Source organism: Gulosibacter molinativorax (assembly GCF_003010915.2).
Classification (GTDB): domain Bacteria; phylum Actinomycetota; class Actinomycetes; order Actinomycetales; family Microbacteriaceae; genus Gulosibacter; species Gulosibacter molinativorax.
In genome coordinates this window covers 1,733,298-1,747,398 of the sequence record NZ_CP028426.1, presented here as the reverse complement: position 1 = coordinate 1,747,398, position 14,101 = coordinate 1,733,298, and the positions used below count along the sequence as shown (strand labels likewise).

At 55.6% G+C, this 14,101-nt stretch carries 9 protein-coding genes; 8 read left to right on the top strand and 1 reads right to left on the bottom strand.

What is annotated here, in order from left to right; all coding sequences use genetic code 11:
- Positions 1–23: 23 nt before the first annotated feature.
- The 8 genes from GMOLON4_RS08250 (at position 24) to GMOLON4_RS08215 (ending at position 13,638) form a co-directional block, all read left to right on the top strand.
- Positions 24–2,438, top strand: a complete 2,415-nt coding sequence (locus GMOLON4_RS08250; protein ID WP_265576780.1) for a type I restriction-modification system subunit M — start codon at positions 24–26, stop codon at positions 2,436–2,438.
- Positions 2,435–3,586, top strand: coding sequence for a restriction endonuclease subunit S (locus GMOLON4_RS08245; protein WP_084147574.1), 1,152 nt, complete (start codon positions 2,435–2,437; stop codon positions 3,584–3,586). The genes GMOLON4_RS08250 and GMOLON4_RS08245 overlap by 4 nt, the downstream gene beginning before the upstream one ends.
- A 5-nt stretch (positions 3,587–3,591) precedes the next feature.
- Positions 3,592–4,311: a TIGR02391 family protein gene (locus GMOLON4_RS08240; RefSeq protein ID WP_245575491.1), complete on the top strand. Its 720-nt coding sequence runs from the start codon at positions 3,592–3,594 to the stop codon at positions 4,309–4,311.
- Positions 4,308–7,403: a type I restriction endonuclease subunit R gene (locus GMOLON4_RS08235; protein ID WP_026937360.1), complete on the top strand. Its 3,096-nt coding sequence runs from the start codon at positions 4,308–4,310 to the stop codon at positions 7,401–7,403. The genes GMOLON4_RS08240 and GMOLON4_RS08235 overlap by 4 nt, the downstream gene beginning before the upstream one ends.
- Positions 7,390–8,115: a M48 family metallopeptidase gene (locus tag GMOLON4_RS08230; RefSeq protein WP_026937361.1), complete on the top strand. Its 726-nt coding sequence runs from the start codon at positions 7,390–7,392 to the stop codon at positions 8,113–8,115. Before GMOLON4_RS08235 ends, GMOLON4_RS08230 begins: the two co-directional genes overlap by 14 nt.
- Before the next feature lie 122 nt (positions 8,116–8,237).
- Positions 8,238–10,943 carry an ATP-dependent DNA helicase gene (locus GMOLON4_RS08225; protein ID WP_026937362.1) on the top strand — a complete coding sequence of 902 codons (2,706 nt, stop codon included), beginning with the start codon at positions 8,238–8,240 and terminating at the stop codon, positions 10,941–10,943.
- A 750-nt stretch (positions 10,944–11,693) separates the two neighbouring features.
- Positions 11,694–12,044 (top strand): YciI family protein, encoded by a 351-nt coding sequence (locus GMOLON4_RS08220; RefSeq protein ID WP_026937363.1) that lies wholly within the window; start codon positions 11,694–11,696, stop codon positions 12,042–12,044.
- A gap of 142 nt (positions 12,045–12,186) precedes the next feature.
- Entirely contained in the window at positions 12,187–13,638 is a 1,452-nt protein-coding gene (locus GMOLON4_RS08215; RefSeq protein ID WP_156892051.1) for a hypothetical protein, read from the top strand.
- Here the strand turns inward: GMOLON4_RS08215 and GMOLON4_RS08210 are convergent.
- Complete coding sequence (locus GMOLON4_RS08210) at positions 13,635–14,093, bottom strand: PaaI family thioesterase (protein WP_026937365.1); 459 nt, start codon at positions 14,091–14,093, stop codon at positions 13,635–13,637. The genes GMOLON4_RS08215 and GMOLON4_RS08210 overlap by 4 nt on opposite strands.
- Positions 14,094–14,101: the final 8 nt, after the last annotated feature.

Here is a 14,101-nt window from a genome sequence, read left to right as displayed (position 1 = left end):
CCTGGCACGTAGGGAAGTCTGATCTGTACAGCTCTCTCTGGGCGGGCGCGAACGAGCTGCGTGGCGGCATGGACGCTAGTCAGTACAAGGACTATGTGCTGACACTCCTCTTCATGAAGTACGTCACGGACAAAGCGAAGTCTGATCCTGACAGCTTGATCGAGGTGCCGGAGGGTGGCTCGTTCGACGACATGCTCGCTGCGAAGGGCGACAAAGAAATCGGTGACCGCTTCAACAAGATAATTGGCAAGCTTGCCGAAGCCAACGATCTACGCAACGTCATCGACCAAGCCGACTTTAACGATGCTGAGAAGCTCGGTAACGGTAAGGAGATGCAGGACCGTCTCTCCAAGCTGGTGACGATATTCAACGAGCTGGACTTCCGCGGCTCTCGCGCAGAGGGCGACGATCTCCTCGGTGATGCCTACGAGTACCTGATGCGACACTTCGCCACAGAGTCAGGCAAGAGCAAAGGGCAGTTCTATACGCCTGCCGAAGTGTCGCGCGTCGTTGCGCAGGTCGTCGGCATCAACAGCCAGACTCGCCAAGACGAGACGGTGTACGACGCGGCCTGTGGCTCAGGATCGTTACTGCTGAAGGCTGCCGCCCAAGCACCTCGCGGCATGACAATTTATGGCCAGGAGAAAGACAATGCAACCTGGGCGTTGTCCCGTATGAACATGATTCTCCATGGCAACGAAACTGCGGAGATTCACAAGGGCGACACCATTACGAGCCCGAAGCTCACTGACGGCACTCGCCTCAAGACATTCGACTACGTCGTCATGAACCCGCCGTTCTCAGTCAAGTCGTGGTCGAACGGCCTCGAGAATGACTTCGGACGTTTCGAGTACGGCATGCCACCTGAAAAGAACGGTGACTACGCCTTCCTGCTTCACGCACTCACTTCACTCAAATCAGAGGGTAAAGCAGCGGTTATCCTTCCACACGGCGTACTCTTCCGCGGAAATGCCGAGGCCAATATTCGCAAGGAGCTTCTGAAGCGTGGCTTCATCAAGGGCATCATCGGCCTGCCTGCGAACTTGTTCTACGGCACCGGTATTCCCGCATGCATCGTAATTCTCGATAAGGAGAATGCGGTCGCACGTAGTGGAGTCTTCATGATCGACGCTTCCAGGGGGTTCGTGAAGGACGGCAACAAGAACCGTTTGCGTCATCAAGACATCCACAAGATCGTCGACACTTTCAATAAGCAGATTGAAACCGAGCGCTACTCTCGCATGGTGCCGCTGAGTGAGATTGCCGACGCGAAGAACGACTACAACCTCAATATCCCGCGCTATATCGACTCGACTGAACCAGAAGATCTGCAAGATCTCCATGCCCATATTCATGGTGGAATTCCGAACCGTGACCTCGACGCACTTGCAGAATACTGGGAGTCCTTCCCGGAGCTACGGGGTCAGCTGTTCAGGCCGAACCGCCCCGGTTACAGTGACCTTGCTGTCGATGTGAGTGAAGTGCAGCAGGCGATCCTTGATGCTCCGGGGTTTGTCGAGCTCCAAGGTCAGGTGCGTGAGATCGTCCGCGAATGGTTCACAGACCACCGAGACAAGCTCGTTGGAATCAACTCCTCGACGAATCCATCAGAACTGATCACTGAACTGAGTGAAGACTTCTTGGCTCGTTTCAAAGACGTGCCACTCCTCAGTGAGTACGACGCATACCAGCAGCTGATGACCTACTGGAACGACGTCATGAATGACGATGTATTCCTCGTGATGAACGACGGGTGGCTGGAAGCGTCCAAGCCTAGGGCAACGATTGAGGATAAGGAACGAAAGCTCTCTGAAGAACCCGACCTTGTCATCGGTGCAGGACGCAAGAAAGCAAAGTACAAAATGGACCTTGTGCCACCTGCACTTATCGTGGCGCACTACTTCTCAGAAGAACAGGCACATCTTGACGAGTTGAACTCCAATTTGGAATCTGCGACAGGCGCACTGACTGAGCACTCTGAAGAGCATGGAGTTGACGGGGGCTTGTTGGCGGACGCCAGTAACGACAAAGGCGCCTACACAAAGCAACTACTCACGGCTGCAATTAGAGAAGCAAAGGCAACACAGGATAACGAGACGCTCGAACGTGCAGCTGACGCGCTAAGGCTATTTGACTCAGAGACGGCTGCGAAGAAAGCAGCTAAGGATGCCCAGCTGGCACTTGACGAGCACACGTTGCGTAAGTATGGAAGTCTGACCGAGTCCGATGTGCAGACTTTAGTAATTGATGATAAGTGGCATGGCATAATCGCCCGAAACCTCAACGACGAGGTTGCTGAACTGACGCTTCGTCTCGTTGCTCGGATCAACGAACTTGGCGAGCGCTACGCGGATACCGTCAGCAACCTGGAGCAGATTTGTGCGAGTTTGCAATCAACAGTCTCCAGAAATCTAGTGGATATGGGAATCGAATCATGACGACGACCGCGCCTCACTCATTAGGGCGTTTCCTGAAGAGACCGCCCCGTTATGGACTCAACGCTGCCGCGGTGACTCTTACTCCAGGGATCTCAGCATATATACGCATCACAGATATTGATGCGTATGGCCGTTTCTCTCCAAGTCCAAAGGTAGGAGTTGACCATCCGTCGGCGTTGCAGTATCTACTTCAAGACGACGAACTTGTTGTTGCTCGTACAGGTGCGAGTGTTGGTAAATCTTATCTCTACGACCGTCGGGATGGGGAGCTCGTATACGCGGGGTTCCTAATCAACATCGCACCAGATCCTGACGTACTTAACCCAAAGTTCCTGGCTTTAGTGCTTCAATCCAGGCATTATTGGGACTGGATAGCGCGCACCTCAGTGCGGAGCGGCCAGCCCGGCATTAACGGGCGCGAACTCGCGGCGTTCCCAATTTCGGTGCCGGCTATTGACGTACAGGATTCCATTGCGGGTGCAGTATCGGATATTGAAGGATTAATTACTACGCTTGAACGTCTTATCACCAAGAAACAAGACATCAAGACTGGCATGATGAGGCAGTTGCTCACCGGAAAGACACGACTGCCTGGGTTTACCGAAGAGTGGACATGGCGACCATTTCCTGAGGTGATGTTCCGGCTCAACGCCAAGAAGCACCAAGTGCCAGCATCCTCCTATAACAGTGTAGGCCGCCTCCCAGTTGTTGATCAGGGGCAGAAATCGATCATTGGCTACACCGATCAGATGAGCACCGCGTTCGACCCGGGCAGTGAAGGTGTGATCGTGTTCGGAGACCATACCTGCATCACGAAGTTCGTCGACTTCGAGTTTGCCGTTGGGGCAGATGGCACCCAACTGTTGAAGGCTGTCCCAGGTAATTCAACGAGGTTCTTCGCACATGCACTGCAGGCAAACCCAGTCGCTAGCACCGGCTACAACCGCCATTTCAAGTTCCTGCAGGAGAAATTGCTGCCCGTACCAGAGCTGACAGAACAAAACGCCATTGCCGACGCGCTAGATGACTTCGGGCGTGAAATTGCAACATTGGAGAGTCGCCTTACGAAGACTCGGGCAGTCAAGTCGGGCATGATGCAACAACTCCTCACCGGTCGTACTCGGCTTGCTCTGGGGGCTCCAGCATGAGTGGCATGGATAGAAGCTGGGCAATTGAGCAACTAGGTAGTTTCATTCATCTCACTGAATATGTGCCCTCGACGCGCCCCAATGTAATGGGGTCGTTTATCCGAGGGAATCAGGAAGAGATCGCGGGTCAGGCCCAGGTGGTTGAGCAGATTCTCGACCGTGTGACCTCTGGTTGGCGAGGCCAACTACGGGAATCCTCTCGCCGGTGGGATGGGGTTAGAGAAGCAGCAAGCCGCGGAAGAACTCAGCTTCAACGCGAGCAGGAGCTGCAGGAAAAACTCGGCGACGACGCTCCAAGAATTTCAGCGGCCCACTTGCATCCTTGGATTTGGGAGGGCGCAACATCCCTCTGGCAATCAAGTCACTTTGTTCAGGCGGTACGCGACGCTGTTACCAAACTCAATGCGGAGACGCAGAACAAGGTTGGACGGCGTGATGTGAGCGAGACCGCCCTCTTCAAGGAGTCGTTCTCAACGGACACCCCCAAGCCTGGTAAGGCGAAACTCCGCCGTGTGACTCCAGAAGACAGTGACACTTATCGGTCAGTGCAACGCGGAGCGATGAGCTTTGCTGAAGGAGTGTTTGCTGGAATTCGCAACCCACTCTCCCATGAGGCCGATCAAGAACTGTCAGAACAAGTCGCATTGGAATACCTCGCCGCATTAAGCGTGCTCGCTCGGTGGGTAGATGAATCAACTGTGGAGCGCGCAGGAGAATCTTCATGAGCACTGTAGGTCAAATTGAACGTAAGACGCAGGAGCGAGTAGTCCAACTACTTTCCGACCGCGACAAGCTGGACTACGACTACCTCGGCGACTGGTCTGACGGGAACCGCACGAGTGGTATCGAAGTTGATCTACTCACGCAGAATCTGCGCGCGCGTGGCTATGATGACACGCTCATCAATCGTGCGCTCGACAAGCTTCAGAAGGCAGCCGCTGTCGGCACGGGACATGCTCTGTTTGAGGCAAACCGCGACGTCTATCAACTGCTTCGCTATGGCGTGAAGGTCAGGGCCGGTGTCGGCGAGCAAACGCAGACGGTTTGGCTTATTGACTGGGCGACTCCGACCGCGAACCATTTCGCATTCGCCGAAGAGGTAACCGTGCTTGGGCAGCACACAAAGCGCCCGGACATCGTGCTCTACGTGAATGGCCTGGCGCTTGGCATCATTGAGCTGAAGCGCTCAAAGGTATCGGTGACCGAGGGTATCCGTCAATCAATCGGTAATCAGAGCAAAGACTTCATCCGTCCGTTCTTCTCGACAGTTCAGTTCCTCTTCGCAGGCAATGATGCTGAGGGACTGCGCTACGGTGTAATCGATACTCCAGAGAAGTACTGGCTTGAGTGGAAAGAAGACTCCGACGTCGTTTCGCTTCTCGATCGTGGCTTGCTGCAAATGTGTTCGAAGCCACGCTTCCTCGAGCTAATCCACGACTTCATCGTCTTTGACAACGGTGTCAAGAAAGGCCCTCGCCACAACCAATTCTTCGGTATAAAGGCGGCCCAAGAACGTATCGCCAAGCGTGAAGGCGGCATCATCTGGCACACGCAAGGCTCCGGCAAGAGCCTCACAATGGTGTGGCTTGCCAAGCGGATCCGCGAGTCCCAGAAGGGTACTGATCCCCGAGTCCTTATCATCACTGACCGTACTGAACTCGACGATCAGATCGAGAGGGTGTTCAAGGGCGTCAACGAGAACATCTACCGAACCAAGAGTGGCGCGGACTTGATTGCGACCCTGAATAGCTCGGAGGAGTGGCTGATCGGCTCACTCGTCCATAAGTTCCGTAGTGTCGAAGAAGATGATGCGGATGCTGACACTGACGACTTCATCAAAGAACTCAACGCAGCGCTGCCGAAGGATTTCCGCGCTAAGGGCAACTTCTTTGTCTTCGTTGACGAAGCGCACCGCACGCAGTCGGGCAAGATGCATAAGTCGATGAAGCAGCTCCTCCCGGACGCGATGTTCATTGGCTTCACCGGAACACCTCTACTCAAAGCTGACAAAGCGACGAGTATCGAAACCTTCGGTTCTTTCATTCACACCTATAAGTTCAACGAGGCCGTTGCTGACGGTGTCGTCTTGGACTTGAAGTACGAAGCGCGAGATATCGATCAGGAACTCACCTCGCCTGCGCACGTTGACCGGTGGTTTGAGGCCAAGACCAAGGGTATGACGGATTTGACCCGCGCTGAGTTGAAGAAGCGCTGGGGCACGATGCAGAAGGTCGTATCGAGTAAGTCTCGTGCGGAGCAGATTGTTGCTGACATTCTTCTCGACATGGAGACGAAGCCTCGTCTGATGGATCGGCGGGGCAACGCGATGCTCGTGGGAGCAAGCATTTATCAGGCCTGTAAGTTCTACGACCTTTTTGTCGCAGCTGGGTTCAAGGGCAAATGTGCGATTGTCACGAGCTACGAGCCTAATGTCAGCGAGATTTCCAAGGAAGACGCGGGCGCAGGCAAGACAGAAAAGCTTGCCCAGTACGACACGTACCGTCGTATGCTCGCTGACTACTTCGATGAAGATGAAGACTCGGCGATGAAGCGCGTCGAGGAGTTCGAGGCAGCGGTCAAGAAGCAGTTCATCGAAGAGCCTGGTCAGATGCGGCTCCTCATAGTGGTCGACAAGCTCCTCACCGGCTTCGACGCCCCGAGTGCGACGTACCTCTACATCGACAAGAAGATGCAAGACCACGGTCTGTTCCAGGCGATCTGTCGGGTGAACCGTCTCGACGGCGATGACAAAGATTACGGCTACATTGTTGATTACCGCGACCTATTTAACTCGCTCGAAAAGGCAATTGAGGATTACACCTCTGGAGCCTTCGAGAACTATGAAGAGCAAGACATCGAGGGACTTCTATCAGACCGGATCGAGTCAGCTCGTGAGGATCTCGATGACGCGCTCGAGCGTATTCGGGCGCTTTGTGAACCGGTGCTTGCGCCCCGCGGCACCGACGAATATCGCGCCTTCTTCGTCGCGAAGGACGCGGGTAATGCCGAGCAGATCAAAGCGAACGAACCGAAGCGCGTCGAGCTTTACAAGGCCGTGGCGGCCGTCACTCGCGCATTTGCAAACATCGCGAATGATATGACTGAAGCAGGCTACAGCCCAACGGACACCGAAAAAATTAGACGCGAGATCGCCCACTACAGTGATGTGCGCGCTGAGGTGAAGCTCGCAGCCGGTGAAGACGTTGACTTCAAGGCATACGAGGCTGACATGCGCTTCCTCCTCGATACCTACATCAAGGCGGGTGCGTCTGAGGTTGTTTCCAACTTTGAGGATGCGGGGCTTATAGATCTGATCGTCAAGCTGGGTCGCGGAGCAATCGATAAGTTGCCGCCCGGGATCAAAAAGAGTCGCGAGGCAGTAGCCGAAACCATCGTCAACAACATGCGCAAAGTCATTATCGACGAGCACGCATTGAACCCGAAGTTCTACGACCGCATGAGCGAGCTCCTCGACGCTTTACTTGAAGAGCGCCGGAAGCAGGCGATTGAGTATGAAGAGTACTTAGCAAGGATCCTCGAAGCTGCCCAGCGACTCGGCAACAAAGAGACAGGGAAGAGCTACCCGACGTGGGTCAAGAATGAGGCCCAGCGCTCGCTAGTGGACAACCTAGATGACGACGTCGACCTTGCATTTGCCGTCGATTCAGCGGTACGCAACAGCAAACAACATGGATGGAAGACCAATAGATTTAAGAAGAAGAAGGTGAGGCTCGCAATCGAGAGGCACCTTCCGGCCGACGACCCTCGCATGAAGCGGATCTTAGAGCTAATAGAAGGCAGCAATGAGTACAGCTAGCGCGTACCTCAGAGTCAGCGGTATCGATATCGATGTCGTTCATAAGGATATTAAGCACCTACACGTTGGGGTCTATCCACCGCTTGGGCGGGTGCGTGTTGCGGCCCCGAAACGATTTGATGAGGAGCAGATCCGTCTCGCAATCGTGCAGCGGCTCTCCTGGATTCGGAAGCAGCAGAAGCAGCTCCAGAATGCCCCACGGCAGACAGAGCGCGAGATGGTCACTGGCGAGTCTCATTATGTTTGGGGAAACCGCCTTCGGCTGAAAGTCGTTGAACGGCCGGGCAGAGCGCATGTAGAAATCGATGGAGACCGACTCGTCCTATACACAGCAGCTGACTCTTCGGTGGAGTCTCGTCGGTCGGTGCTGGAGCGCTGGTACCGGGAGCAGTTGAAGCAGGCACTTCCGCCCCTGATCAACAAGTGGGAGCGGGAGCTTCAAGTCACTGTGCCAAAGTGGACGATTCGCCGCATGAAGACCAAGTGGGGGTCGTGCAACCGCGAGTCAAGGCATATCTGGTTCAACCTCGAGCTTGCGAAGAAACATCCGAATTGTCTGGAGTACATCGTTGTTCACGAGATGACTCACTACATCGAGCAAAAGCATGGCGAACGATTCGCCAGGCTCATGGATCAGAGGCTCCCAGACTGGGAATTACGACGCAATGAATTGAATGGTGCCCCACTCGCGGAGGAGGAATGGTCGGCGTGATCAACGCAGCCTCAAACTTCTTCCAGAAGCAAAATCCGCACCACATGCGAACAATGTCGTTCTACTTCTTCGAGACTCCAGATGTGAGCGGCTATGTCACGGACAAAGAACGGAACTAGCAAATGGCCTCTGTTGATGCGCAAATCTCAAGCGTGACGCAGAACATCTCTCAAAACATAGATGAGTTGAGCCACAACAGAGCGCTCCTTGCACAGAACTTACTTGCTCAGCTGCGCAATCTTGTCGAGGCGGTGGCTGTTCGGCTGCAAAGCAAAAGTGGGGATACGGAGTTCCACTACGACGCGACAGGCGGCGCAGTTGAGTGGCTCGGTTCTCAGTCCAAAGACATCAGCTTCCTCTATCGCTTCCACAAACTCCTTCAGAAGAGCGCGTCGCATTACACTTTCGAAGGAGATGCTTCCGAGCGGTTGATGCTCAAGTACTACGAATACCTCCTTCGGACACGTGCTCTATTGCAGTCCCGCTGCGGCATTAATACGTTGGAAAATCTTGAGCGATTCCCCGTGGATCTTGATGATTCGCTGAAGGAATACCATCAAAAAATTGCTGAGCGCATTGATGCTGTAAGGAATTTTCAGGGTTCTGACGGGGTCAGAAATCGTTACTACATCCACAGAGTGCGTCCCTTCTTCGTGGACGGTCGCATCTTGTATGAAGTAACGTTCTCGAACGCGGTGAATAAGACGAGCAAGTTTGACCGAATCATCGCGTTCACAGAGATCGATATGACGGGCAAGTACGCTGCGAATCTGACGCTTATTAGTGACGCAATCCAGGTGCTGGACCAGACGATGCCCATTTTGGTTGTTCAAAAGTGGGAGGTCTCAATTCGACCTTGTGAGATGGATAACTTTGCGCGTCTCCTGGGGCATGACATCAAGGTGAACTCGGGAAGCAGTGAGTATCGAATGCTGATGCAGTTCCTTACTGACACATCTTCAAATCTCCTTGACTTAATGGATATGCCGGACGCCCGTTACCGGCACATTCGAGCCGTTGTCGTTCAGCGCGCAAAAAGGCCTCAAATTTTCCCCGCGCTCGATTCGGCCCGGGCAATCATCTCAATCAACGGCGCAGGAACGAATGTCTTACGCTACTTGATGCTGCGCATGAACAATCAACTGCTCAAGTCTCAGTATGAATACGGAGGCTGCGGGCTACTTTCGAATCTGAATCTGCCTTACGGCTGCAAACCGTTCGATGACATGCCCTTCTGTACCTCGCTGCCCGGCCATAACCCGCGGATCGGTGACCTACTTGAAAGTATTGATGCAAGCGGCAGAACTCATGAGTTCTTGGCTCGACGGGTCAAGACAAACGTCGAGCGGTACGGCAGGCTCTACACCCCTCTAGATGAGCTTGAGTCTTTGGGTAATTTAGACGAGCTTTTGGCCTCGTATGACAAGAAGCTTTATTACAAGCACACAGGCCGCAAGCTTGTGCAAGACAAGGGTCATATCTTTCAGCGCGAATACGAAGATGACACTGTCAGGATCATAGAGAAAATTCAAGAGCATGCGAAAGTCGGTGTTGACGGATATCAAGCCGCGGTAACTCGATGGCTCGAGGAAACCCAACTGGACATTGACGATGATGCCAAAGTCGAAGCGATGAAGAGTCTCTTTGCTCGGTCAAGCGTGGCGCTCATCTATGGTGCGGCGGGGACAGGCAAGTCAACGATGATTAATTACATCGCAAACTACTTCGCCGGGAACGAAAAACTCCTTCTTGCCCACACCAACCCGGCAAAAGACAATTTGCAGCGTCGCGTTTCAGTACAGCACGCGGAATTCAGGACGATAAGTAGCCAGATATACCGGACTGGGGTCCAACGAGAGTACGACGTCCTAATTATTGACGAGTGCAGCACCGTCAGCAATTCAGACCTTCTCAGAGTTCTCGAGAACACTTCATTTAAGCTGCTTGTTCTTGTAGGTGACGTCTACCAGATCGAGTCGATCCAGTTCGGCAATTGGTTTAGTATCATTCGGTCGCTCATTCCGAAGGAATCAGTTTTCGAGCTTGAAACTCCTTACCGCACCAAGAATCCCGAACTACTTGATTTCTGGTCCAAGGTGCGATTGATGGATCAAGGTATCGAAGAATCAATTGCGCAGAATCAATTCTCAACAGTGCTTGATCAGTCGCTCTTTGAAGCTCAGCGTGAAGATGAGATCGTTCTGTGCTTGAACTATGACGGCTTATATGGAATTAACAATGTCAACCGATTCCTTCAGAGTAGTAATCCCGGCAAAGCTGCGACCTGGGGTGTGAATACCTACAAGGTAGACGACCCAATTCTGTTCAACGAGATCGAGAGATTCAAGCCGGTTATCTTTAACAATCTGAAGGGGCGCATCGTCGATATCGTTATGTTCCAGGATCACATCCAGTTTGATGTCTGGCTTGATCGAAGCGTAACTGCCATCGATGTGGACGGGGAGGACCTTCGCTTTGTCGATGATTCGACTGTTCGCTTTGATGTTTATCAAACGGGAAACACGGATGATGATGACGATTCAGATAATACTACGGTGCCGTTTCAGGTGGCCTACGCTGTATCAATTCATAAAGCGCAGGGTCTCGAGTACGACTCAGTCAAGGTGGTCGTCACAGATGCGAACGAAGAAGACTTCAGCCATAGCATCTTCTACACGGCAATCACTCGTGCGCGTGAACGGCTCAAAGTGTTTTGGACGCCCGAGACACAGAAAGCGATTATTGATCGTCTCGTGCTGCCAGTCGTCGGGAACTCCAAGGACATAGGACTTTTAAAGGCCAGGCGGGGGATCAGCGTCATTCGGTAGAGCAACTAACTATGTCGAGTGCGACACCACGTTCTTGCGGTAAACACTTGCTTCTTTGGGGCTATCGAGGTTTTAATGGTCAGCGGGCGGGACTGTTCACGATGTAGTTAGATCCCAACTCGCGTGCGCTGTGCAAGCCGCGACACAAAGAGTGCTGCGTCATTCACACGTCAGTATTTCTTCGATCACCGTCTGTCTTGCGGCCCGATTAGAATAAAGTCCCAGTAGCTCCACAATCTGAAAGCCCCCGACTTCGGCACTACGGTGCGGAAGTCGGGGTCTTTCGCTTGGCGCCGAGCCGGGCTGCCGCACCGCTGAACTGGGCTGCCGCACCGTTGAGTTGGACGGCCGTACCGCCACATCCACGACCCTTGCGGTTGCGGTTGCGGTTGCGGTCGGGTTGTTGCGTCCGCGAGCTGGGTTGTTGTGTCCGCGAACCAGGTTGCTGTGTCCGCGAACCAGGGTGACGCTGATGAGCCATTGTGACCGGACACCCTGGATTGTCACGAAAACCCTGGTGAGCTTCGACAACGACCCGGCTCGTGCGGGCAGCACCCCGACTCGTCGGGCCAATACTCTGGCGCGCGTCGACAACGCCATGACTGATCGCATCCGTAGCCACACGGTTGCCTCAGAAAGGGAGCCGCGGACGCAACTTGGGGCAAGACACGCTGATCAGGTGACCCACCGCATCCTTGAGCCACCGGCATAGGAGTGGCACGATGGACAGACCGCGTCGAGGAGGCCCAAATGCGTTACCTGATGTCATGGCATGTTCGCGAAGCTGAGCTGGTTGACCGCAGTCCCGAGTGGCGCGAGGAGGCGACCGCGTTTCTGGCAGAGTTCGAGGACCGACTTTTCTCGAATTCCGAGCTCGACTGGGTCGAAGTACTCGATACCGAGAAGCAGGCCGTCGTTATTGGGCCCGGGGGAGAGTCCCGCGAAGGCTTCTACAACTCGGAAGGCAAGCCCTCCGCGCGACTCTGGGCCGTGCGAGTCCCCTCGCGAGAACGTGCGGTCGAGCTCGCCGCGGAGCTCGCCGGGAAGCTCGACACGTGGATCGAACTGCGCGAGATCATGCCAGGAGCACAGCGACCCTAGTGCCACGACGGTGACCGAATCGTCGTGGGCTGCAGTCACTAGTAAAAATATGACGTCTCGGCGTCATTCTTCGCAGTGAAGGTGCGGTCGTATACGACGCCTTGATAGATTTGTCGCAAAGAGCGGTAATAGAGTTCCTGGTTTGGGGGTGGCGGTGCGCAAGTTCGTTGGTACATTGCTGTCCGCAATTCTTGGCGGAGCGCTCATCGCGACCGGGGGCCTCGCCGCCTCGGCGACGACCACGCCGTCCGAATCATCCGCGGGCCCGGCCGAGGACAGCACGGTGGCGATGCCGCCGCACGTACTGTGTGACGCCTCGGGAAAGGGCAAGGCGACCCTCCACATCAGCCTCGGCGATGACTGGGCTGGCGACGCGGAGATCGACGTGGCCGCCACATCCTTCGACGCCAACACCGCGGCGACGGATCAGGTGATCTGGAGCAAGACGGTCGCGGCCGAGCCGGGCATGGATGAGACCCTCACGGTGCCGGTCGACGATCGCGGTATCCGAATCTGGGTCTCGGAAGACGGCCTGAGCTACCAGGGCAACATCGCCGCAATGTGCCAATCCGAGCCGATCGCGCCCGTACAGACCGGCAACACGGTCTCGATTCCTGAGGCGGAAGACCTCCAGTACTTCGCCGCGCCAAAGACTCTGGATGGTCAGTCAGTCGAGGCAAAATGGGGGCCCGCGAGCTTCTATGGTTTCTACGTCGGCAGTGAGCGGCTTGACTCGGCCTCGGTTGAGGTGGCTGGCGATGTCGCCATCCCCGAATCGGGGCTGCAGGTGATCGCCACGGGGCAGTTCGGCACGAAGATCGAATTCGACTCCGAGCGGGAATCCGCTTCGTCGTGGAACTTCGATTACGACGCCAACCTCAAGGTCCCGCAAACTCCGCCAGCGCCGACGCAGGATGGCAATAGCGTCGTGATTCCCGCATCCGATGCCTTCACGTATGTCGCGGCAGACGGAAAAACCCTGGAAGCGGGAAACCTGCCGCTCACCGAGGACTTGGTCGTCACAGCGCAGCCAAAGAAGGACGTGACGATTGCGACGGGCGCGACCTCGTCGTGGGAGTTCAAGTTCGTTCCGGAGTCGACGCCCACGCCTGCGGCGACGACCCCCGCAATGTCGGTCCCGGTGGCCGAAGACCTCAGTGCGCAGAACCGCGGGAAGACGCAAACCCCGGCGCAGGCAACGGCGGGCGAATCCATCCTCGTCACCGTCGGGGATGCGCACGCAGGCGAATACGTCAACGTCGTCATGTTCTCGACACCGCGCGACCTCGGGCAGTTCCTCGTGGCCGCGAACGGAACAATCCTCGTCACGGTGCCGGACGACCTCGCCGCGGGCGATCACCGGCTCGCGGTATACGACGGCGGGGGAGAGGTCCTCGGCTGGGACCCTGTGTCGGTGAAGCTGCCGATCCTCGCGACCACGAGTCCGGATGCGCTGGGCTCGCCGATGGGTGCGACGGGAATCACGGTGCCGTTCGGCACCATTGCCATGGCAGTGCTCCTGCTCGGGGCAGGCGCCGCGGCGTTCATCTTGCAGCGACGCCGTGACCAGGACCCGACGGAAGAAAACTCCTAGGCCGGATCCTCAGCATCCTCAGACTCGATGCGCACTTGCACCGAGTCGAGGATTGCGATGACGTCCCCGGCGGAGCTTCGCAGGGTCGTCTCGAAGCGGCGGGTGCCGTCGCCGTCGGCGACGAGCTTGGATGTCGCGGTGAGGCGATCGCCGCGGTGCGCGAGCGCCTGGTGGTGAATCGTCGCGGTGTCGGTGAGCCACTGGGTGCCAGGCTCGAGCGCGTTCGCGGTAATGCCGGCGGCGGTGTCGGCGATCGTGTAGAGCACGCCGCTGTGGGCCGCGCCCACGCCATTCACGTCGCTCTGGTCGATGTCTTGCGCGATTACGAGCTCATTGTCATCGACCGAAACGAGGGTGATGCCGCGGACAGCGGCGACCCAGTCGCCGCGCAAAACCTGTAGGACGTTCTCACGCTCGAGCTTGACGTCCGCGCTCTCACTCCGATGTGCATCCACTGCTGTTG

Bases quoted from the DNA above. Each gene is read 5' to 3' on its own strand.
- GMOLON4_RS08245 (WP_084147574.1), top strand. From the start codon at position 2,435: ATGACGACGACCGCGCCTCACTCATTAGGGCGTTTCCTGAAGAGACCG.
- GMOLON4_RS08240 (WP_245575491.1), top strand. From the start codon at position 3,592: ATGGATAGAAGCTGGGCAATTGAGCAACTAGGTAGTTTCATTCATCTC.
- GMOLON4_RS08235 (WP_026937360.1), top strand. From the start codon at position 4,308: ATGAGCACTGTAGGTCAAATTGAACGTAAGACGCAGGAGCGAGTAGTC.
- GMOLON4_RS08230 (WP_026937361.1), top strand. From the start codon at position 7,390: ATGAGTACAGCTAGCGCGTACCTCAGAGTCAGCGGTATCGATATCGAT.
- GMOLON4_RS08225 (WP_026937362.1), top strand. From the start codon at position 8,238: ATGGCCTCTGTTGATGCGCAAATCTCAAGCGTGACGCAGAACATCTCT.
- GMOLON4_RS08220 (WP_026937363.1), top strand. From the start codon at position 11,694: ATGCGTTACCTGATGTCATGGCATGTTCGCGAAGCTGAGCTGGTTGAC.